The organism is Deltaproteobacteria bacterium (assembly GCA_020848905.1).
Lineage (GTDB): Bacteria > Myxococcota_A > Polyangia.
On sequence record JADLHG010000006.1, the window covers coordinates 1 to 21,891 of the forward strand.

General features: G+C 71.6%; 16 protein-coding genes. 7 read left to right on the top strand and 9 right to left on the bottom strand.

The features are described 5' to 3' along the window. Together IT371_04405 and IT371_04410 are read right to left on the bottom strand one after the other, a co-directional pair. Positions 1 to 368 (bottom strand): hypothetical protein (locus IT371_04405; GenBank protein ID MCC6746875.1); only part of this gene is annotated, 368 nt, incomplete at its 3' end. A 167-nt stretch (positions 369 to 535) separates the two neighbouring features. Next, positions 536 to 2,299, bottom strand: a complete 1,764-nt coding sequence (locus tag IT371_04410) for a long-chain-acyl-CoA synthetase (GenBank protein ID MCC6746876.1) — start codon at positions 2,297 to 2,299, stop codon at positions 536 to 538. 86 nt (positions 2,300 to 2,385) lie between these two features. Between IT371_04410 and IT371_04415 the strand changes: the two genes are divergently transcribed. Beyond that, positions 2,386 to 3,378, top strand: a complete 993-nt coding sequence (locus tag IT371_04415; GenBank protein MCC6746877.1) for a fumarylacetoacetate hydrolase family protein — start codon at positions 2,386 to 2,388, stop codon at positions 3,376 to 3,378. Here IT371_04415 and IT371_04420 read toward each other — a convergent pair. Continuing rightward, on the bottom strand, positions 3,375 to 5,291 hold the full coding sequence (locus IT371_04420; protein ID MCC6746878.1) for a PAS domain S-box protein: 1,917 nt from the start codon (positions 5,289 to 5,291) through the stop codon (positions 3,375 to 3,377). The genes IT371_04415 and IT371_04420 overlap by 4 nt on opposite strands. Positions 5,292 to 5,390: 99 nt before the next feature. On the opposite strand from IT371_04420, the gene maiA reads away from it, so the two are divergent. Next, positions 5,391 to 6,035 (top strand): maleylacetoacetate isomerase, encoded by a 645-nt coding sequence (gene maiA, locus IT371_04425; GenBank protein ID MCC6746879.1) that lies wholly within the window; start codon positions 5,391 to 5,393, stop codon positions 6,033 to 6,035. Positions 6,036 to 6,037: 2 nt separating this feature from the next. On the opposite strand, the gene IT371_04430 is transcribed toward maiA, so the two are convergent. The 6 genes from IT371_04430 to IT371_04455 form a co-directional block, all read right to left on the bottom strand. Beyond that, a complete protein-coding gene (locus IT371_04430; protein MCC6746880.1) occupies positions 6,038 to 7,456 on the bottom strand; it encodes a peptide MFS transporter in 1,419 nt (472 codons plus the stop codon). 129 nt (positions 7,457 to 7,585) lie between these two features. After that, positions 7,586 to 9,142 carry a VanW family protein gene (locus IT371_04435; GenBank protein ID MCC6746881.1) on the bottom strand — a complete coding sequence of 519 codons (1,557 nt, stop codon included), beginning with the start codon at positions 9,140 to 9,142 and terminating at the stop codon, positions 7,586 to 7,588. 206 nt (positions 9,143 to 9,348) lie between these two features. After that, the gene (locus IT371_04440; GenBank protein ID MCC6746882.1) at positions 9,349 to 10,107 is read right to left on the bottom strand and encodes a phosphoadenylyl-sulfate reductase; all 759 of its coding nucleotides are present in this window, start codon (positions 10,105 to 10,107) and stop codon (positions 9,349 to 9,351) included. Between the two features lie 96 nt (positions 10,108 to 10,203). Beyond that, positions 10,204 to 12,432 (bottom strand): nitrite/sulfite reductase, encoded by a 2,229-nt coding sequence (locus IT371_04445; protein MCC6746883.1) that lies wholly within the window; start codon positions 12,430 to 12,432, stop codon positions 10,204 to 10,206. Next, complete coding sequence (gene cobA, locus IT371_04450; GenBank protein ID MCC6746884.1) at positions 12,432 to 13,496, bottom strand: uroporphyrinogen-III C-methyltransferase; 1,065 nt, start codon at positions 13,494 to 13,496, stop codon at positions 12,432 to 12,434. Before cobA ends, IT371_04445 begins: the two co-directional genes overlap by 1 nt. Positions 13,497 to 13,611: 115 nt before the next feature. Then, positions 13,612 to 13,764 (bottom strand): hypothetical protein, encoded by a 153-nt coding sequence (locus tag IT371_04455; GenBank protein MCC6746885.1) that lies wholly within the window; start codon positions 13,762 to 13,764, stop codon positions 13,612 to 13,614. A gap of 345 nt (positions 13,765 to 14,109) precedes the next feature. On the opposite strand from IT371_04455, the gene IT371_04460 reads away from it, so the two are divergent. The 5 genes from IT371_04460 (at position 14,110) to IT371_04480 (ending at position 21,754) form a co-directional block, all read left to right on the top strand. After that, positions 14,110 to 14,469 (top strand): hypothetical protein, encoded by a 360-nt coding sequence (locus IT371_04460; protein ID MCC6746886.1) that lies wholly within the window; start codon positions 14,110 to 14,112, stop codon positions 14,467 to 14,469. Positions 14,470 to 14,619: 150 nt separating this feature from the next. After that, on the top strand, positions 14,620 to 16,848 hold the full coding sequence (locus IT371_04465) for a S9 family peptidase (protein MCC6746887.1): 2,229 nt from the start codon (positions 14,620 to 14,622) through the stop codon (positions 16,846 to 16,848). Positions 16,849 to 16,872: 24 nt separating this feature from the next. Then, a complete protein-coding gene (locus IT371_04470) occupies positions 16,873 to 17,823 on the top strand; it encodes an ATP-binding cassette domain-containing protein (GenBank protein MCC6746888.1) in 951 nt (316 codons plus the stop codon). Beyond that, positions 17,820 to 20,711, top strand: a complete 2,892-nt coding sequence (locus IT371_04475) for a Gldg family protein (GenBank protein ID MCC6746889.1) — start codon at positions 17,820 to 17,822, stop codon at positions 20,709 to 20,711. The genes IT371_04470 and IT371_04475 overlap by 4 nt, the downstream gene beginning before the upstream one ends. After that, positions 20,708 to 21,754: a DUF4340 domain-containing protein gene (locus IT371_04480; protein MCC6746890.1), complete on the top strand. Its 1,047-nt coding sequence runs from the start codon at positions 20,708 to 20,710 to the stop codon at positions 21,752 to 21,754. Before IT371_04475 ends, IT371_04480 begins: the two co-directional genes overlap by 4 nt. Positions 21,755 to 21,891 lie beyond the last annotated feature (137 nt).

The following is a 21,891-nucleotide window of genomic DNA, read 5'->3' on the forward strand; positions in this document are numbered from 1 at the left end:
AACACCCGCCCCTTGCGGCCTATGGCGCGATTCACCGCGTGCGCGAGCCGGATCGCCAGCGCGCGCAGGCCTCGCATCAGCACCTCCCGGTCCTTGGCCTCCGTCACGAGGTGCAGGTGATTCCTCTGGATCGAGTAGTGCGCGAGGTTCATGCCGAACCGCCCCGCCGATTTCACGAACGCGTGTTCGATCGCGCGCAGCTGCTTCTTGCTCCGCAGGTTCGGTAGCCCCTCCACCACCTTCATCGTGACGTGCACCGGAAACCGGCTGGCCAGGAGCGGTCGCGGGCGATGCGGCAGTCCGCTCCCGGGCCGTTTCTTGCGCCCCGCGCCCGTCCGCTTCCCACCCCACCCCGTCGCCTCCCGCATAGGCAACGGCAGCTGCTTCACAGAACCCGCCGGCCGACGCGTGCCCGAGAACCGCTCATCTCCCGAGGAGGATTTGCATTTGCGTGCCATTATGAATAGGGCTAATACTAGCAGCGCGCCGGTCTAACGTCAAGCGATGCCCTTGCACGAACACAACAACACCACGCTCACATCGGCCACCGTCCGGCGGCGAGGGCCTGTAGCACCTCCGTCGTGAGCGGCGCGTAGGTGCGGTGCTCCTTGTCCCACGCGTAGAGCGGATCTTCGACGCGGGCCGGGTCGAAGCCCTCCTGCTGCAGGCGCTGCTTGCGGTGCTTGAAGGTCTCCGTGAGGTCCAGCTCCTTGACGAGCCGCAAGAAGCGCGGCTGGGCGTAGGCGGGGAGCCGCTCCGAGAGCGCGGCGAAGAGGCCGCCGGGGTCGAACGGGCCGTCGAGGACGACCGCCGCCATGCCGGCCCGTCCCTCGGTCCCCGGCACGACGACGCCGTACACCGTGGCGTCCATCACGCCGGCCACGCCGCGCAAGGCCTCGGCGACCTCCTGCGTGGAGACGTTCTCCCCCTTCCAGCGGAAGGTGTCGCCGAGGCGATCCACGAAGTAGAGGCGATAGAGCCGGTCGCGGCGGAGCAGGTCCCCGGTGTCGTACCAGGCGTCGCCCGCGCGGAAGACGTCGCGCAGCACTTTGCGCTCGGTGGCGCCGCGGTCGGCGTAGCCGGCAAACTCGTTTCGCGGGCCGATGGCGCCGAGGAGCAGGCCCGGCTCCCCGGCGGGGCAGGGCTCGCAGAAGCCGCGTCGGTTCCGCAGGAGCTCAGCCCGCTCCACGTCGTAGCGTGCGAGGGCCATGCGTCCGGGGAGGAGCACGCCGCAGGAGCCCGAGGTGCCCAGGACGTTGGCCGTCTCGGCGTTTCCCTCGGTGGCGCCGTAGAACTCCACGACCTTCTCGATGCCGAAGCGGGAGCAGAAGGGGTCCCAGATGTCGGCGCGCAGCCCGTTGCCGACCATGCGCCGGACCGCGTGCGCGCGGTCGTGCGGACTCGGCGGGCTCTGGTAGAGGTAGCGGCAGATCTCGCCGATGTAGACGAAGAGCGTGGCCTGCGAGGCGGCGCAGTCGGCCCAGAACTGACGGGTCGAGAAGCGGCGCGCCAGCGCGAGGCGGGCCCGCTGCGTGACGGCCAGCGAGAGCCCCACCGCGTTGCCGCTCGCGTGATAGAGGGGCAGGCAATCGTAGATGCAGTCGGCCGAGGTGACGGGGACGAGGCCGCCGAGGAGCTTGCCGGCGCGGTAGAAGCGATGGTGCTTCACGACGGCCGCCTTGGGCAGGCCGGTGGTGCCGCTCGTGAAGATGTAGGCCATCACATGTCCGAGGCGTCGGCCGCGCGTCTCGTGGGGGTCGTGGTCCGGTTGGGTTTCGACCAACGAGGCCCAGTCGCGATAGGCGTGGGTGCCGGGCCGCTCCGCGTCGAGGGCGATACCGAGGGGGAGCGGGACCGCCGACCACGAGGTCGAGGTCTGGCCGAGTGCCTGAAGCTCCGAATCGCCGGCCACGAGGAGGCGCGCGCCGCTCGCCGTCAAGGTGTGCAAAAGATGAGGGCCTCCCGCGCGGGGATTGAGCAGCGCGGCCACCACCCCGAGCTTGGCCAGGCCGTAGAAGTGGTAGATGTACTCGGGTCGGTTTTCGAGCAGCAGCGCCACGACGTCTCCTGCGGCGAGACCGAGCGAGCGGTAGGCGTGGGCGTGCTGATTCACGCGGCGGTTCACCTCGCCCACGCTCAGCGTTCGGCCCTCGAACCAGAGGAAGGGGTCCGCGGGTCGCTCGGCGGCCCACGTCTCGAGCGCCAGCGGCACGGTCTGGTCGGAGTCGGGGCTCCAGGTGAGGTGCGTCCAGAGGCCGTCGAGGGTGGCCCGCACGCGCTGGGCGATTAGACGTGGCATGGTCCGTGAAGAATACCCGGGTGTGGGGGAAACGGCGCGCCCGCGCCGTCGTACTGGGAGGCGGGCGAGGTACGGGAGCGCGACGCATGAAGCTCGGAACGTTGAAGCAGGGCGGCCGGGACGGGACCCTGGTGGTCGTGGATCGCTCGCTCCAGCGCGCGGTGGCCGTGCCGGAGATCGCGCCCACCTTGCAGGCGGCTCTCGACGACTGGGAGCGCACGGCCCCGCGGCTCGAGGCGGTGGCGGTGCGCCTGCCGGAGCTGCCGGGGGTCTTCGCGCTGGAGCTCGACGCGCTCGCGGCCCCGGTGCCGCGAGCCTACCAGTGGGTGGACGGCAGCGCGTACGTCACGCACGTCGAGCTGGTGCGCAAGGCGCGCGGGGCCGAGCTGCCGCCCGATCTCTGGACCGACCCGCTGATGTACCAGGGCTGCTCCGACGGCTTTCTCGGCGCGCGGGACCCCATCTCGCTCGCTGACGAGGCCTGGGGGATCGACTTCGAGTCCGAGGTGGCGGTGATCACCGACGACGTCCCGATGGGCGTCTCGGCCGCCGCGGCGGCGTCGCACCTGCGCCTGGTCGTGCTCGTCAACGACGTGAGCCTGCGTCAGCTCATCCCGGCCGAGCTGGCCAAGGGCTTCGGCTTCCTCCAGAGCAAGCCCACGAGCGCTTTCTCGCCCGTGGCGGTCACTCCGGACGAGCTCGGCGCGGCGTGGGACGGGGCGAAGGTGCATCTGCCGCTCCGCACCTTCCTGAACGGCGAGCTCTTCGGCGCTCCCGAGGCGGGGGAGGACATGACCTTCGATTTCCCGAGGCTGGTGAGCCACGCCGCGCGCACGCGGCGCCTCGCGGCGGGGACCATCGTGGGGTCGGGGACGGTGGCCAATCGGGACCCGAGCCGCGGGTCGTCGTGCGTGGCCGAGCGGCGCATGCGAGAGACGCTTGCGCACGGCAGCCCCCGGACCCCCTTTCTGCGCTTCGGAGATCGCGTGCGGATCGAGATGCTCGACGGGGCGGGGCGATCGATCTTCGGGGCGATCGATCAGATCGTGGAGCGCTACGCCGGCGCCGAGGCCGCCTAACGGTCCAGGGCGCCCCGCACGGCCGAGGCGAGCTCGGCCGGCCCGAAAGGCTTGGGGAGCAAGTCGACCCCTTCGGCGAGGACCCCGTGATGCGTCAGGATCGCGTCCGGGTAGCCCGAGGCGAAGAGCACCCGCAGCTCGGGGCAGCGCACGGAGAGCTGCGACGCGAGCTCGCGTCCTCCGAGGCCGGGCATGACCACGTCGGTCAGGAGCAGGTGGATGTGCCCGGGGTGGTTCGCTGCCACGACCAGCGCCTCGGCCCCGCTCCCGGCCTGCAGGACCTGGTAGCCCAGTCGGACCAGGGTGCGCGTGGCGACGCTCCGCACGACCGGGTCGTCTTCGACGACGAGGACGGTCTCGTCGCCGCGGGCCGACGGCTGGGGAGGGGCGGGCGCGTCGTCACGCAGCTCGGGCGCTCGCTCGGCGCGCGGAAGACAGGCGTGGAAGGTGGTGCCTCCTCCCGGGGTGCTGGTAGCGCTGATGGTCCCGCCGTGCTGGGTCACGATGCCGTAAACGGTCGCGAGTCCGAGGCCGGTGCCGGCCCCCACGGGCTTGGTGGTGAAGAAGGGCTCGAAGATGCGCGCCCGGACTTCGTCCGTCATCCCCTCGCCCGAGTCGCTGACCGTGAGACGCACGTGCGGCACATCGGGGGCGACGGGCGGCACCTCGGCCGCTCCAGCTGCTCCATCGGCGGTGGACGGCACGTTGCGCGTGCCGATGCGCAGGCGCCCGCCGAGGGGCATCGCGTCGCGACCGTTCATCACCAGGTTGAGGAGCACCTGCTCCAGCCCCGCGGGATCGATGCGGACGGGCCAGAGCTCGGGGGACAGCTCGAGCTCCAGCTCGACGCCTTCGCCGAGCAAACGCCGCACGAGGGGCTCGAACTCGCGAATCGTGCGGTTGAGGTCCGTGTCGCGGGGGGAGATCGGTTGCCTTCGGGCGAAAGCCAGGAGCTGTCGCGTCAGGCTCGCGGCCCGCTTCGCCGCGTCGAGCGCGTCGTCGAGGGCCGGCGCCTGGGGCAGGGGGGCCTGCGGGCCGCCGCGGGCCAGCTCGATGCCGCCGATCACGACCGTCAGGAGGTTGTTGAAGTCGTGGGCCACACCACCTGCCAGCCGGCCGATGGCCTCGAGTCGCCGCGCCTCGTCGAGCTGCTGGCCGAGGCGCACCTGGGCGGTGATGTCCGTCGCGCCTCCGACCAGCCGGACCGGGCGCCCCTCGGCGTCGCGGCGCAGGACGGCCTGGCAGTGGATCCAGCGTACCGAGCCGTCGGGGCGCACCACGCGGCAGCGGAGGTCGTCGTAGGAACCGGTGGCGAGCGCTTGCTCGACGAGGAGCTGGGCCTTCTGTCGGTCGTCGGGGTGCACGGCGCGGAAGAAATCGGCGGCGGTGATGGGACGTCCGCGGGAAATCCCGTGGAGGTCGTAGAGCCGGTCGTCCCAATGGACCACGTCCGGCTCGATCTCCCAGCTCCAGACCCCCATCTCCGAGGCCTCGAGCACCATGCGCTGGATGGATTCGCTCTCGCGCACCGCCAGCTCGGCCAGCTTCCGGTCGGTCACGTCGGTGGCGATGATGGTGAACCCGACCAGCTCGCGGTCGCTCCGGATGGGCGCGGCCCGGCAAAGGTAGTAGTGCATCGTGCCGTGCGGGCCGATGCCCTCCGTCTCCCAGCTGCCGGGCCGGCCGGTGGCGGCGATGCGCTCGAGCACGGCGCGCACCGTGTCGGCGAAGCCGGGCTCGACGAAGTTGTAGATGCTGCTCCCGATGACCTGGGAGTGTTCGAGGCCTGGATAGAGGCGATTGACCCACAGGATCTCGTGGGCGCGGCTGACCACGAGGATGAAGTCGGGGGCGGCCTCGAGGACGGAGCGCAGAAACGCGCCCTCGCTGTGCCCTCCGAATAGGCGCTCCATGATGCCGAAGAATACCCGGGAACGTGCCCGTGGCCAGCGGCCCCTTGACCTTGGGTGGGCAGGAAGGCTAGAGCGCGTCTTTCCGCAGAAAGGATTCCCGTGAAGCTCTACACCTACTTTCGTAGCTCGGCGGCCTATCGCGTACGCCTGGGCCTGGCGCTCAAGGGCCTCGAGGTCCAGCTCGAACCCGTGCATCTTCTGCGCAACGGCGGCGAGCAACACAAGGTGGCCTACCGGGCCGTGAACCCGCTCGGGCTGATTCCGGCCCTCTCGGACGGGCCCCACCTCTTCACCGAATCCCTGGCCATCCTCGAATACCTGGACGAGACCCATCCCGAGCCGCCGCTTCTGCCGGCGGACGCGGCCGGTCGAGCGCGGGTGCGGGGTCTGGCCCTGACCGTGGCGTGCGACATCCACCCGCTGAACAACCTGCGGGTCCTCAAGTACCTGAAGGACGAGCTCGGCGCGAGCCAGGAGCAGCGCGACGCCTGGTATCACCACTGGGTGGCCGTGGGTTTCGAGGCCCTCGAGGCGGAGCTCGCGCGTAGTTCTGCCACGGGGCGTTTCTGCCACGGGGACGCGCCCACCCTGGCCGACGTGTGCCTCGTACCGCAGGTCTACAACGCGCGCCGCTTCGGCTGCCCGCTCGAGCCGTACCCCACGATCGGGCGCATCGACGAGCTGTGCCGCGCGCTGCCCGCCTTCCAGCAGGCCGCGCCCGAGGCCCAGCCCGACGCGGAGTAGGCCTACTCCACGCCGTGGGTCAGGCGCTTGAGCAGCGGCGTGAGCACTGCGAGCAAGAGCCCGATGCCGACCCCGGCCCACGTGATCTGTGTGAAGACGTGCGCGTACACGCCGAGGCTCTGCGCGGGGGAGAGGGCGGCGCCCGTTCCCGCGCCCCCCGCGCCGGCGGTGAGGCGCGCGATCCCGGCCCCGAGGTGCTCGGCGAAGGAGAAGGAGAGGAACCAGGCCCCCATCACGGTCCCCACGGCGCGCTCGGGGGCCAGCTTGGTCATGGCCGAGAGGCCGACGGGAGAGATGCAGAGCTCGCCGGTGGTGTGCACGAGATAGGTCAGGATGAGCCAGACCACCGCCGACCGCCCGTCGGGGCCGGCCAGCCGCGCGCCGACGACGAGGCATGCGAAGCCGAGGCCCACCTGGACGATCCCGAGGGAGAACTTCATCGGGATGGAGGGGTTTCGCCCCACGTGCTGAAGCCTCCGCCAGAGGCCGGCGAAGAGCGGGGCGAGAGCCACGATGAAGAGGGAGTTCACCGCGTTGAACTGCGAGGTCTTGAGCTCGTAGCCGAGGACCACGCGGTCCACGTTGCGCTCGGTGAAGAGGGTCAGCGAGCTGCCGGCCTGCTCGAAGAAGGACCAGAAGGCCACGTCGAAGGCGATGAGCACGATCACCAGCAGGAGCTGGTCGCGCTGCACGCGGTCGCTCGAGAAGGCCATGCGGAGGAGGGCGGTCAGCACGACCGCGCCGACGCCGTAGAGGACCCACCCCACGTAGTGGTTGTGCTTCAGCCCGAGGGCGACCACGGGGACTGTCGCCAGCACGCCGAGGAGCACGAGGTGCAGACGGCCCACGCCGAGCGCCACGCTGCGGGTCAGGCGCTCGGTGTCCGGGGGGAGCCCGTGCCCCTCGAGCTTGCGGCGCCCGAGGAGAAACCAGGCCAGGCCGCAGAGCATGCCTACCCCCGCCAGGCCGAAGCCGTAGTGCCACCCGAAGGTCTCGCCCAGGGTGCCGCACAGGATCGGCGCCAGGAACGCGCCGAGGTTTATCCCCATGTAGAAGATGGTGAAGCCTCCGTCGCGCCGCTCGTCCCCCGGCTCGTAGAGCGCGCCCACCAGGCTGGAGATGCTCGGCTTGAAGAAGCCGTTGCCGAGGCAGATCAGCGCCAGCGCGGCGAAGAAGGTCAGCTCCGAGGGAAAGGTGAGGACGAAGTGGCCGACGGCCATGAGCAGGCCGCCGAGCACGATGGCCAGCCGGTAGCCGAGCAGCCGGTCCGCGAGCAGGCCGCCCACGACCGGGAAGGCGTAGACGAGCGCGCCGTAGGCGCCGAAGACCGCGTACGCCGCCTCGTCGCTGTAGCCCATCTGCTTGGTGAGGTAGAGCGTGAGGAGGGCGCGCATGCCGTAGAAGCTGAAGCGCTCCCACATCTCGGCGAAGAAGAGGACGTAGAGCCCTGGGGGATGCCGGGTGGGGGCGTCGTCGGGAGGCTTCACGGTGGCGTGACGTTACCCCGAAGCGGCGCGCGAGGTGCGATCAAAGGGCAGAGTCGCTGCGGGTCACTCCGGGACGTTGGACTTGCGTGGCGCCGGGGGGGGCAGCAGCGGCGGCGTCAGCGACCAGTCGAGCGGCGGGCGCCAGCCCTGCTGGTCGCCGTACTTGCTGTAGAAGAGCCAGCTCTCGACGGTGTTCTCGACCGTGAGGCTCAGGTTGCCCTTCACCGCGACGGGCTTGGCCGCCTCCTTCCGGGTCACGGTGCGGCGCACTTCGTAGCGCCCCATGCCGCCGTTGCCGTTTCGCCCCTGCGCGTTGAACGAGAGGGGACCGACCTTCACCTCGCGGTCGGGAGCCGTCGTGCCGACCAGGCGCACGACGGTGCGCATCTCCGGGGTAGCGCCGTCCACGATCTGACTGAAGGACTGCACGACGAAGGTCGTGTCGGGCGTGTCGTTGCGGAACTGGAAGTCCTGGGTCGGGGACCACACCTCGGCGTCCACGCCGGGGAAGAGGTTGCTCCAGTAGAAGATGCCGTGGGTCCACTGCTCGAGGATCGGCAGCCCCGAGAGGAGCGACGCGCGGTAGACGGTGGTGGCCATGCCGCAGACGCCACCGGCGTAGACCCAGCGGCTGGTCGTGGACCACCCGTCGTTGAACAGGGCGCAGGAGCCGCTCGCGCAGACCTGGCTCGGGGGACAGGACTCGTGGCTCGTGCAGGCCCGGCCGTAGCGGGGGCGGTTCAGGCCGCTCGCCTCGTTGAACGAGAAGGTCTGTCCGGGGGCGAGGACCTTGCCGTCCAGCTCGCGCGCGGCGATGGCCACGGTGGATTCCTTCAGCGGGTACACCTTGTCGCGCGCCACGGCCCACACATACTCGGCCCAGACGTGCGAGGCCTTCTGCAGCTTGGCCTGCTCGCGCCCCCTCGGCCGGCACGCGGTGTCGACGGCCAGGAAGGCCGCGGCGGCGAAGCCCCTGGTCCCGTCGGGGTTCTCGACCGGGAGCCAGTCGGAGCGCGTCGCCCCGTTCGGTCCGACGTAGCTGCCCCCTTCGACGGCCTTGCCCGTCAGCCGCACCGCGGCTCCCGTGCGAAACTCCATCCGCAGCTCCCCGTCCACCTTCGGCTCGGAGCGCACGCGGAGGGTCGCGTCGTCGACGTTCCGCACGTAGGCGAGCTGCGCGAGGCCGGCGTCGCAGGCGAGCGGCTCACCCGGGGTCGGCGGCTTCTCCGCCACGCGGCAGCCGCGGTACTCGATCCACGCCGCGGCGGCCCAGCCCGGCTCTCCCCGGAACCAGACGTGGAGCCATTCGGTCGACGGCCCGGCGTTGGAGTTGTAGGTCCCGCCGGTCGGGCGGTAGCCGTCGATGAGCAGCTCCGAGCCGCGCGTGAGGTAGGTCTTTCGCGCCGCTTCGGTGCTCGGCTCGGCGCGGAAGCCGATGGTGTTCGTCGTGACGCCGTAGAGCTGCTCGCCCGCCGAACAGGGGGGCGGAGCGTCGGCCTTGCCGTCCTGAAACACGGTCGACCAGGGAGGGGCGTCCGGGCCCGCACACCCGGCGAAGGGAGCGAGCGCGAGCGCAACGAACAGGGGACGCAACCGGCGGCGCGTCGATGCACGGACCATACAGGGCTCCACGGCTGGGGAGTGGGACGTCTCTGGGACGCACCCCTGAGCAAGTGGCGGGCCCCGGCGTGCCGGTGCGTATCCCCGCCGGATCGCAGGGCCAGGGCACTGCTCAGGGGGGCGTGGGGTCTTCGAAAATCGTCGAGGGTGGTGGCGCCATGCGCCACGTGCCAGCGGTGCGGCCGCCACGGTCGCAGGACCAGGGATCAGATCGATTTCAGCTTCCCGGTGACGCGCTTGTTGCGGTCGGCGCCGTGGAGGCCGCATTCCTTCTGCTCGGGGGTCTCCCACCACCAGCGCCCGGCGCGAACGTCCTCGCCCGGCGCGACGGAGCGCGTGCACGGGGCACAGCCGATGGACGGAAAATTCCGGTCGTGGAGCGCGTTGTACGGTACGTGGTGGGCCTTGATGAAGTCCCAGACCTGATCCTGGGTCCAGTCGGCGATCGGGTTGACCTTCCAGATCCCCGTCGGGAGCGTCAGGTCCTGCTCGAGCTTGGCGAGCCTGCCGCGGGTGACGGCCTGCTCGCGCCGGAGGCCGGTGATCCAGGCGTCGAGCGGGCCCAGCGCGCGCCGCAGCGGCTCCACCTTGCGGATGCGGCAGCACTCCTTGCGCGCCTCGAGGCTCTGGCGGAAGGAGTAGAGCCCCTTGGTCCGCTCGAGCGTCTCCACCTCCGCCTGGTCGGGAAAGTAGATATCGATCGTCACGCCGTAGCGCGCGCGGATCCGCTCCATCACGTCGTAGGTCTCCTCGTGGAGGCGCCCGGTGTCGAGGGTGAAGATACGTACGTCCTGCCGGAGCTGGGCCAGCAGGTGGATCACCACCACGTCCTCGGCGCCGAAGCTCGAGGCGAAGCCGATGCGCGGGTGAAAGCGCTCGAGCGCCCACTTCAGCACCTCCTCGGCGCGGAGTTGGTCGATCTCGAGCGCCAGCTCGGCCAGGTCGTCGGCAACATCCAGGGTCATCTGTTCTCGTGTCCTCTCTGCGTGGTCTCGCGGTTCGTTCAACGGGTTCACCTTCATGGTCGCTAGCGCTTCGTCGTAGCTCCTCCGGACCACCTCCTAGGGCGGTCCCGCGCCGGCCAGGGCCCGCTGCCCGACGAGCCGGGGGAGCGCGGCGATGGCCTCCGCGAGCACCGCGTGCGTCTCGCGGGACAGGGCCTGCACCGCCTCGCGATCCGGGTGCCGGTGGCGAAGGAGGTCCGCCGTTGCGCTCTGCAGCGCGTTCCAGGCCTCGGAGAGCAGGCCGCGGTCGATGAGGTGCGCGCGGAGCTCGCACTCCGTCTCGTAGTCGGACTCGGGGCGGCGCCCCACCGCCTCGAGGAGCGTGCGCGCGAGGCTGTAGTGGGTTCGCCCCAGCGTGACCAGGCTGTCGGCGAGCTGGTCCCTCGCGAGGAGGCGCTCGGCCTGCGCGAGCTCGGCGCGCACGGCGTCGAGGAGGTTCGCGCTCGCGTCGAAGCCCCCGCTGGCACACTCGCCGGCGCCGAGGTCCTGCGTGCCGAATGGGGTCGCCTGTCCCCAGTCGAACTCGGCCCGCTCCCCCGCCGCGCGGAGGTCGGCAAACGGACGGAGCAGGTCGTCGAGGGTCCGCTCCGGCAGGCGCTCGGCGAACTCCGCGAAGGTCTCGTCGGGGCGCCGCTGCTGGAGGAAGAAGCGCAGCAGGGCCCCCACGGCCGGCGGAACGCGCTTCGCCGGGATGCGTAGCGAGCGACGCGCGAGGCGGGCGCGAGCACCGTCCGCGCGGCCGCCGAGGAGGAGCTGGTAGACCGGGAGCTGACGCTCGCCGAGCCGTCCGACGGCGCCGTGGAGCCCGATGCTGGCCACGTGGTGCTGCGAGCAGGCGTTCGGGCAGCCGCTCACCTTGATCGACACGCCGCGAAGCGACGCGAGGCCGCCCTCCCGGGCGAAGGCCTCGAGCTCCTCGCGAAGCGCGCGCGCCAGGCCCTTCGACGAAGTCAGGCCCAGGTTGCAGGTGTCGGCCCCCGGGCAGGCGGTCACGTCCAGCGCCGTCCCCGCGGCCGGCTCGCCGAGTCCGAGGCGAGTGAGGGCCTGATAGAGCGGGACGAGCTCCACGCGCGCGACGTGCGGGAGGACGAGGTTCTGGTCGATGGAGAGGCGCGCCTCGTCGGCGCTGAAGCGCGTCACGAGCTCGGCGATCGCCCGCAGCGTGGTGGCGGACAGGTCGCCCAGGGGGACCTGCACGGTGACGAGGGCGCGTTCCGGGTCGCGATGGGCGCGCACGGCCAGCCGCTGCCACGAGGGGAAGGGAGGGTCCTGACCCTCCGTCTCGGCGGGCTCCGGCGCCCAGTCCGCGCGAGGGGGCGGCAGGGTGACGAGCCCGTCCAGGTGTCGCCGCACGAGAGGAGCGCTCTCGCGAGGCACGTGGTCGAGGAGCTCGGCGTCCGCCAGCTCGGCGCGCGTGAGGGTCGCGCGGGCGTGGGCGACCGCTTCGCGGAAGGCCTCGATGCCGAGCTTGGCCACCACGAACTTCAGGCGGGAGCGGTTGCGGTTCCGGCGGTTGCCGTGCGCGGCGTAGACGCGGAGGACCGCCGCCACCGTCGGGAGGAGCTCCTCCACGGGGACGAAGTCCGTCAGTACCTGGGCCAGATAGGGGGCCGGGCCGAGGCCACCGCCCACCAGCACCTGAAAGCCGGGGCGGACCCCTCCATCGCGCTCGACGATCCGGCCGAGCAGGCCCAGGTCGTGGATCGGCGTCGCGGCGCAGTCCTCCGGGCAGCCCGAGAAGGCGAGCTTGAACTTGCGCGCGAGCTGCTGGTTCGCCGGGCGACGCAAGAGGAACTCGGCCGTGGCGACCGCGTAGGGCTCCACCGGGAAGGGCTCGTCGGCGAGCAGCCCCGAGAGCGGGCAGGCCGTGACGTTGCGGACCGAGTTGAAGCAGGCCTCGCGGGTGGTGATCCCCGCGGCGGCGAGCTCGCGCAGCAAGGCGGGCGCCCTGTCGAGCGGCACGTCGTAGAGCTGGACGTCCTGGCGGGTCGTCAGGTGCGCGGTGCCGTTGCCGTGCGCTTCGGCGGCGTCGGCCACCGCGCGGAGCTGGGCGCCGGTGACTCGCCCCGCTGGCAGCTTCAGCCGCACCATGTGTCGGCCCGGCTGCCTTTGCCCGTATACGCCGTAGATGAGCCGCAGGGCGCGAAAACGCTCTTCGGGGAGCTCCCCGCGCCGAAATAGCTCGAGCTCCGCCTCGAAGGCGTCGAGCTCTGCGGTGGCCGCGTCGACGCCGCGCCCCGCGGCTGCGACGGGATCGGGAATCGCCTGTCCCTCGTCTCGGTCCATCACGCCCTCCTCTCCTCGCGCGGGACCTGGTCCTCGGCGCGTCGCTGCGTTGTTTCTCCGAGCTGGCTCGCGAGCGCCACCGTGGGGCCCACGACGACGAGCGTCGGTCCGCCGCGCCGTCCGTCTCCCAGCCGCACGAGCTCGTCCACGGTGCCGAGGTGTGCCCGCGCCGACGGGAGCGACCCGCTCTCCAGCACAGCCGCCGGCGTGTCCGCCGCGAGCCCCGCCGCGAGCAGCGCTCGCCTCAGGCCCTCGAGCTCCGCGCCGGCCATGAAGACGACCAGGGTCTCGGCGTGCGCCGCGAGCCCGGCGAGCCGCGCCCGAGGTCGCGCGCTCTCGAGCTCGTGCGCCGTGACGAAGACCGCCGAGCTGGAGAGTCCCCGGTGCGTGAGCGGGATCCCCGCCAGCGAGGGGACCGCCAGGCCCGACGACACGCCGGGTACCACCTCGCACGCGATGCCGTGTCGCGCGAGCGCCAGCGCCTCTTCGCCACCGCGTCCGAAGACGAAGGGGTCGCCCCCCTTGAGCCGGACCACGCGACGACCGCGCCGCGCCTCCGCGACGAGCTGCGCCTCGATCGCCTCCTGCCCCACGGGGCACTGCCCTCGACGCTTTCCCACGTCCACGAGGCGCGTGCCGGGTGCGCAGAGCCGGAGCACCGCGGCCGAGACGAGCGCGTCGTGCAGCACGACCTCGGCCTGCTGCAGCCGCTCCACGGCGCGGAGGGTGAGAAGGTCCGGCGCTCCGGGGCCCGCGCCGACCAGGGAGACGCTGCCCGGCCCCGACCCCCGGCGACCGACGCCTCCACCCCGCCGAGACCTCTCGGTGCGGCGAAGGGCCGCCTCGAGCTCGACGAGGTGAGACGCCGCGTCGCCGGGAACCGGGGCGCTTCGGGCCACCTCCACCAGACCACGCAGAAGGCGTTCTCCCAGCGCCGCGGCGCCGGAATCGCCGCGACTCTGCCGGATGATCCATTCGTGCAGCCGAGCGGCGGCCGCCTCGAGGGAGAGCTCGCCCCCCCGCGGCGGGTGCAGGTCGCGCACCGGACCAGCTGCTCGTTTCACGTTGGCTGCGCTCATCGCCTCACTCCCACCGACTTCCGATCGCCAAAAAAAAGCCCGCGCCCTCGTCGTCGAGGGGCGGGCCGCGTTCTCGGGAACCTTCGAGGGCTGTCAGTCGCTAGGTACGATCCTGCTCCTTCGCGCGCTGACCGCTTCCGGTCCCCGGCGGACCCGCGCCGGGACACGGACAGCTACACCGGCAGACCTCCCCCGGACGCGCATCCGCGACGGGCGCGCCGAGCTGCCGGGTGTCGTGGGTCGAGCTGTTCACGCGTTCTCCGTCATCCGTTGCCGCGCCCCTTCGGGCGAAAAAAAAGCCCCTCACGCTGTCGTGGGGGGCCTCAGGGATTGCTCTTCGGTACCGGGCTTCGCGGGAGGCGCTGCTCGCCGTTACGCTGGGCGCCGGGCCGAGGGCAAAAGGCCCCCTCCCGGACAGCGACAGCTACAGTTGCGACGCATTTCGAAGCTCACCCTTTCACCATGATCGACGGGCCGCAGATCTGTCAAGACGGGCATGCGCGAAAAAGTGCGCGCGCGCTCGAAGCTCGCTACGCTGACGTGGGGCGATGAAACCGCAGGTGCGACAGATGGCGCACCTGGCCCGATGGAGGATGCGATGAACGTAGCGCGAGCCTTAATTCTGGGAATCGTCCTCGGTGCCGGGGTCGTCGGGGCCGGGTGCGGCAGCTCCGTCGGCGTGACGGGCCGCGAGGTGGGCGGCACGTGCAGCCCCGCCGAGCCGTGCGATACGGGCTCCATCTGTCTGCTCGAAGGAGATTTCCCCGGCGGCATGTGCTCGATCTATTGCGCTGCAGGCGACCAGGCCTGCCCCGCGGGGAGCGTGTGCGTGAACAAGTCCGGCGGTCTCTGCTTGCCCGCCTGCGCCTCCCCCGCCGACTGCCGGGGCGGCTACACCTGCAAGGGCAAGAAGCGCATGTTCGCCGGAGGCGAGGCGCTGGTCTGTATCAAGGACTGAGGCGAGCGCGCTTCCCGGTCTATCGCACGCGGGCCCCTTCCTCCCTCTTGGTTGACAGCGACACCTGGCGACGCATAGTAGCGGCGTCCACCCCATTAGAATGCGGGGTCGGGCAAGGCTCCGGCGATGGCGCGGAGCGGGAGGCGCCGCGTGAAGACCAGGATGAAGGCGACCGAGGGTAGGTACCGCGAAGGTAAGTGCCGCGCGAGGCACGCCCTGCACGGCTGGGCGGTGACCGTGATGGGCTCGCTTCTCGCCGCGGGGTGCGCTCCGAGCGCGAGCTCCCCGGCTCCGACGACGCCGACGACAACGCCGACGAGGCCGGCCGCGGCGGCGCCCGCCTCCCCGAAGGCCCGCGCCGGCTCGACTCCGCGACCGCAGCCGGCCACCAGCGCCCTGGCCCCCTTCGTCGGCGTGGACCTGCCGAACGCCGCCTGCGCGCAGCGGGACCGCGAGCTGGCCGAGGCCTACGCCCCCTATCCGGACGCCTTCGTCAACCGCGGCCTCGAGCTCTCGCCCGACGGCAAGCACCTCCTCTTTCTGTCGAACCGCGACGGCGGAAGCCTCCAGCTCCAGCTCGGCGCCGTGAAGGCCCCCGCGAAGGAGCCGGAGGGCGTCGCCGTGGAGGCCGATGCGGTGGGGGACGCGCGTTTCACCCCCGACGGCAAGCACCTCCTCTTCATCCGGGACCGCCGGCGCGACGAGAACTACGGGCTCTACCGGGCGAGCGGGGATGGTTCGCAGGTGGGGACCATCGCCACGAACCGGGCGCGCTTCCACCACCTGCCGCTCGTGAGCCCGGACAGCCAGACCGTCTACTACTTCACGGGCGAGCAGCGCACGGGACGCTTCGACCTCGTCTCTCAGCCCGTCGCGGGCGGGATCGAGCGGCGCCTCTTTCGCGGGCAGGGCTTTCACTTCCTCACCGACCTCAGCCCCGACGGCAAGCGCCTCCTCGTCACGAAGCTCAAGAGCCTCTCCGAGTCTGCGTTGCTGCTGATCGAGGTCGACAGCGGCAAGGTCACGCAGGTGGCCCCCTCCCCCGGGGTGAAGGCCCACGCGCGGCACGGGGTCTTCTCCGCCGACGGGAAGAGCATCTACCTCGTCACCGACGCGGGAACGCCCCGCCTCGGGCTGCGCAAGGTGGACGCCGCGACCTTCGCCCAGCAGGCCTCCTTCGTGGACCCCTTGGGCGAGGTCGCCGACGTGGAGGTCGCGCGCAAGGGGGACGGCCTCGCCGTGGTGCTGCACGCCGGCAGTCACCAGACCCTGCGGCTCCTCGATCCCGCGACCCTCGCGCCGCGGCGGCCGGTGAAGGTCCCCCTGGGGACGGTTGACCTCGGCCGCTTCACCGCCGACGGCAAGGGGCTCGTGGTGAACCTCTCTACGCCCTCGGCACCGGGGGACGTCTTTCTCTTGGAGGTGCGAAGCGGTCGACTCCGGCCCCTGCGCCGGGACGTGCGCCCGGGGCTCAAGGCGCTCCCCAAGGTGAAGGCCACCGTCGAGCGCGTGGCCTCCTTCGACAAGACCTCCGTGCCGATGAACGTCTACCTGCCACCGCGTCTCCCCGCCGGGCGCAAGCTCCCGGTGGTGGTGCTGGTGCACGGCGGACCCGCCTCGGCCTCCTCGATCCGCTGGAACCCCTGGGTGGCCTTCCTCGTCGGGCAGGGCCTCGCCGTGGTGGAGCCGAACGTGCGCGGCTCCACCGGCTTCGGCAAGGCCTACGAGCAGGCCGACAACGGCCGCAAGCGCATGGACGCGGTGAAGGACCTCGCGGCGGTCAACGCCTGGGTGCGCGAGCAGCCCTGGGCCGACGCGGAGCGTCTCGTGGTCGCCGGCGGAAGCTACGGCGGCTACATGACGTACATGGCGCTCGGGCATCAGCCGGCGCTCTGGCGGGCCGGCGTGGGCCTGGTGGGCGTGGTGAACCTCCGCACCTTCCTGGCCACGACCACCGGCGCGATCCGGCTCGCGTTTCGCGAGGAGTTCGGCGAGCTGCCGCAGGACGGCGCCTTTCTCGACGCCGTCTCGCCGATCCAGGCCACCGCGCGCGTGAAGGCCCCGCTCTTCGTCTACCAGGGGCAGAACGACCCCCGCGTGCCGCGCTCGGAGCAGGACCAGCTGGTCCGCGCGCTCCGAACGCGCGCCGTCCCCGTCGAATACATGGTCGCGGCCGACGAGGGGCACTCGCTCGACCAGCGCGCGAACAAGCTCGAGTTCGTGGCGCGCTCGCTCCGCTTCCTCGAGCAGCACCTCGGGCTCCCCGAGGCGCCTTCCGGGTGCAAGACCCTGCTCGAGCAGCCGGCCCACGCCAAGGAGCTCCGCGAAGCCCTGAAGCGCGCGCTCCGCCGGCCCGCCAAACCCAAGACCGTCCCCTAGCGCCTCCCAGAGAAGACAGCCCCCATGATCGAAGCGCTCCAGCTCAGCAAGAACTACGGCGCGACGCGCGCCCTCAAGGGCGTGAGCTTCACCGTTCGCGCGCACGAGGTCGTCGGCCTGCTCGGCCCGAACGGCGCCGGCAAGACCACGCTCATGAAGCTCCTCACCGGGTATCTCCAGCCGAGCGACGGCACGGCGCGCGTCAACGGCGTGGACGTGGTCGAGGAGCCGCACGCGGTCCAGGCCGCCATCGGGTACTTGCCCGAGAACGTGCCCCTCTACCCCGACATGCTGGTGCAGGAGTACCTGCAGATGATCGCCGCGCTCCGCCAGGTCCCCGAGGAGCACGCGCCGCGCCTCCTCTCCGAGGCGGTGCGCGCCACCGGCATCGCCGAGTACCTCGCCCGCCCCATCGGGCAGCTCTCCAAAGGCTACCGGCAGCGCGTGGGCCTGGCGCAGGCCATCCTGCACCGCCCGCAGGTCCTGATCCTCGACGAGCCCACGACCGGCCTCGACCCGAACCAGATCGTCGAGATCCGGCACCTCATCCGGCAGCTCGCAGCGCACAGCACTGTGCTCCTCTCCACGCACATCCTCTCCGAGGTGGAGCTGACCTGCGAGCGCGCCCTGATCATCATGGACGGTGAGCTGCGCACCGATGCGCGCCTCTCCGAGCTCAGGGAGAGCCGCGCCGCGGTCGTGCGGCTCGTGGGCGCCCCCGACGACGCGCCGGCGGCCTTGCGCGGCCTTACGGGGGTCACGGAGGTGGCCGTGGACGAGGCGCCCGAGGGGGTCACGGCCTTCCGCGTGGTGGGCGAGGGACGCGAGCTCTGTCCGGCGATCTACGACCTGGCACGCGAACGCGGCTGGAGACTCGCGGAGCTGCGCCCCGACGCGCAGACGCTCGAGGCCGTCTTCCGGGGCCTCGCCGACCGGCGCGACGCGGCGACCCCCACCGTGGGAGCGGACCGATGAAACAGATCCTCGCGCTCGCCCGAAAGGAGCTCCGGGGCTACTTCCTCTCCCCCGTGGCGCTCATCTTCCTCGGGACCTTCCTCTTCGTGGTCCTCTTCTCCTTCTTCTGGGTGGACACCTTCTTCCGGCGGAACCTGGCCGACGTGCGGCCCCTCTTCCACTGGCTCCCGGTGCTGCTCATCTTCCTCGTCTCGGCCCTCACCATGCGCCTCTGGAGCGAGGAGCAGCGCATGGGGACGCTCGAGCTCCTGCTCACCCTGCCGGTGAGGACGCACCGCCTCGTGCTCGGGAAGTTCCTCGCCGGCCTCGGCCTCGTGGCGGTGGCGCTCGCCCTGACCGTCACCCTCCCCATCACGGTGGCCTTCCTCGGCCCGCTCGACTGGGGGCCGGTCATCGGCGGCTACCTCGCGGCGCTGCTGCTCGCCGCGGCGTACCTGGCCATCGGCCTCTGTATCTCCTCCACCACCGACAACCCGATCGTGGCGCTCATCGGGACGGTCCTCGCGTGCGGCGCCTTCTACCTGCTCGGGACCGAGTCGGTGGCCTCCTTCGCGGGGAATCGCGGGGCCGAGGTCCTGCGCGCCGTCGGCACCGGGAGCCGCTTCGAGAGCATCCAGCGCGGGGTGATCGACCTGCGGGACCTCCTCTACTACGCGAGCCTCACGGGGGGCTTTCTCTTCCTCAACGTGGCGCTCCTCGAGGCCAAACGCTGGAGCGACGGGGAGCGGAGCCGCGTCCGTCGCCGGGCCACGCGCCTCGCGGTGCTGCTGCTCGCGGCGAACCTCGTGCTCCTGAACGTGCTGGCCTCGGGGGTCCGGGCCGCGCGGCTCGACCTCACGGAGCGCAAGGAGTACAGCATCTCGCCCGTCACGGCGAAGCTCCTGCACGAGCTGGACGCGCCGCTCCTCATTCGCGGCTACTTCTCCTCGAAGACCCACCCCTTGCTCGCGCCGCTCGTGCCGCGCATCCGCGACCTGATCAAGGAGTACGGCGCCGTGGGCGGCAGCCTGGTGCGCGCGGAGTTCCTCGACCCGCGGCAGGACGGCGCGACCGAGCGGGAGGCCAACGAGGACTACGGCATCAAGAGCGTGCCGCTCCCCTTCGCCGACCGCTACGAGTCGGCGCTCGTGAACTCCTACTTCAGCGTGCTGGTGAAGTACGGCGACAAGTACGAGAAGCTCGACTTCGACGACCTGATCGAGCTGAAGGTCACCGGCTACCGCGACATGGAGGTGCGGCTGCGGAACCTGGAGTACGACCTGACGCGCGCGGTGAAGAAGGTCGTGCACGGCTTCCAGCCGCTCGAGACGCTCTTCTCGCGCCTCGGGGCGCCGGTCACGCTCTCGGCCTACGTGACGCCGAAGAGCCTGCCGGAGAGCCTGAAGGACTTCCCCAAGCGGCTCGAGCGCGTGGCGGCCGAGCTTGCGCGGCGCGCCGGCGGCAGGTTCAAGCTCGCGCTCGTGGACCCGAGCGGGCCCGGTCGCGCGGAGCTGCGGGAGGAGCTCCAGCGCAAGTACGGCTTCAAGCCGCTCTCGGCCTCGCTCCTCGCCGAGGAGACCTTCTACCTGCACCTGCTGCTCACCGCGGGGGACAAGCACGAGCGGGTCTACCCGGCCATGGAGATGACCGAGGCCGACCTGCGAAACGAGGTGCAGGCGGCCCTCAAGCGCCTCGCCCCCGGCTTCCTGAAGACGGTGGGGCTCGTGGTGCCGTCGGAGGCCGAGCCGCCGGCGGGAAACCCGATGGCGCGCCGGCCCCCGCCGATGCGGCGCTTCGAGCTGCTGAAGGCCAAGCTGGGCGAGACCTACACCGTCAAGGAGCTGGAGCTGAAGAGCGGGCGCGTGCCGGGGGAGGTGGACACGCTGCTCGTGGTCGGCGCGCAGGACCTCGACGAGAAGTCGCGCTTCGCGCTCGACCAGTACCTCATGCGCGGGGGCGCGCTCATCGTGTGCGCGGGGCGCTTCGCCATGGACGCGAGCCCGCAAGGGGGCCTCGGGGTCAAGGGCGTCAAGACCGGCCTCGAGGAGCTCCTCGCCGGCTGGGGGGTCACGCTCCGCGAGGAGCTGGTGCTCGACCCGCAGAACGAGGCCTTCCCCGTGCCGGTGGACCGCGACGTGGGGGGCTACACGGTGCGCGAGCTGCAGCTCCTGCCGTACCCCTTCTTCGTGGACGTGCGGCAGAAGGGGATGGCCGAGGACCACCCGACGGTCGGGCGCCTCCCGTCGGTGACGCTGCAGTGGGTCTCGCCGCTCGAGGTGAAGGACCCCGCCGGCGCGAAGAGCGTGACGCTCCTGCGCTCGAGCGGCGGCTCGTGGACGCAGAAGCACGCCGGGATCCAGCCCGACTTCGCGAAGCACCCGGAGAAGGGGTTCGGGCCCGGCGAGGGCGGCACGAAGGCCCACGTGCTGGCCGCGCTCCTGACGGGGCGCTTCGAGAGCGGCTTCAAGGACAAACGGTCACCGCTCGAGGCGGCGCCGAAGGGCGGAGCCAAGGACCAGGGCGCGACGGGCGGCGAGGCGACGGGGCGGGTGCTCAAGAGCTCCCCCGAGGGCGCGCGGCTGGCGGTCGTGGGGAGCGGCGAGTTCCTGAACGACGCGGTGCTCGAGATCTCGCGGCAGACCGGCTCGGACCGCTTCACCTCGAACCTGCAGCTCGCGCAGAACCTGGTGGACTGGTCGGTGGCCGACGTGGACCTGCTCACGATCCGCTCGCGCGGGGCCTACGCGCGCACGCTCGCGCCGATGGACGACGCGGCCCGCTCGCGCTGGGAGCTCGGCAACTACCTGGCGGTGGTGGCGCTCCTCGGGCTGCTGGTGGCCTTCACGCTCCATCGGCGGCGGAGCGTCAAGCCGCTGCCCCTGGTCCCGGCCGACGGAGGTGCGCGATGACGCGGCTCAATCGTTTTCTCGTCGCGGCGCTGGTGCTCCAGGGTGGGGCGCTCGCGCTCGTGCGGCTCGTGGGGCGCGGGGGCGCGGCCGAACCCGCGGTGAAGCTCTTCGAGAAGCTGGACCCGAAGCAGGTCGCCTCGGTGCGCATCACCGACGCCGACAAGAAGGTCGTGGAGCTCCGGCGGCAGGGGGCTGAGTGGGTGCTCGCGAGCGCCGGCGACTACCCCGTGCGTCCCGGGAAGGTGGCCGAGTTTCTGGGCAAGCTGCCGGGCCTGCTCGCCGGGGCCCCCGTGGCGTCGAGCGAGGCGCACCACCGGGCCCTCGAGGTGGCGAAGGACACCTTCCAGCGCGAGGTCGCGCTCACCGGCGGGGGCGCCCCCGTGCGCTTCTACCTCGGGAGCTCGCCGGCGGTGCGGCGCGTGCACCTGCGGCGCGCGGGGGAGGACGCGGTCTACGCGGTGCGGGACCTCTCGGCGTGGGACGCGAGCGCGGTGGCCGCCGACTGGGTGGACGCGGACTACTTCAAGGTGGAGCGGGACAAGCTCGTCTCCGTCACGCTGCGGAATGCGCACGGGACGCTGACGCTGCGCCGCGAAGGGGCGCCCGGGGGAGAGGCCGAGGAAGGCGCCGCGGCCGCCAGCCGGTGGACCCTCGACGGCCTCGAGGAGGGGGCGCGCGTCAAGAGCTCCGAGGTGGACGCGCTCCTTGGGGCGCTCGCGCAGGTCACGCTCCAGGAGCCGGTGGGCAAGCACGTCCTGCCGGCCTACGGCCTCACGCCCCCGAAGGGCGAGGCGCTCCTCGTGGTGCGAGAGGGCGGGCGCGAGAAGACCCATCGCCTGCAGGTGGGAGCCAAGGAGGGCGAGGGCCACTACGCGAAGAGCGCGTCCTCTTCGTTCGTGGTCAAGGTCGGTACCTGGACCGCCGACGCCGTGCTGCAGAAGAAGGCGCAGGACTTCCAGACCAAGGAGCCGGAGAAGACTCCCGACAAGGGTCCCCCCGGAGGCGGGGCTCCCGCGATGCCGGAGCCCGACGACGAGCCGTAGGCGAGGCGCGTCGCAGCCCCCCCTATGTTTCTTGGCTTGATCTCCGCAAGAGCGTATTAGTCAAGTCACGTCACATCACGCTCCACGAAGCCCACGGGAACGGGAGGCCGGCGCGTTCGACGCTCGGCCTCGAGAGG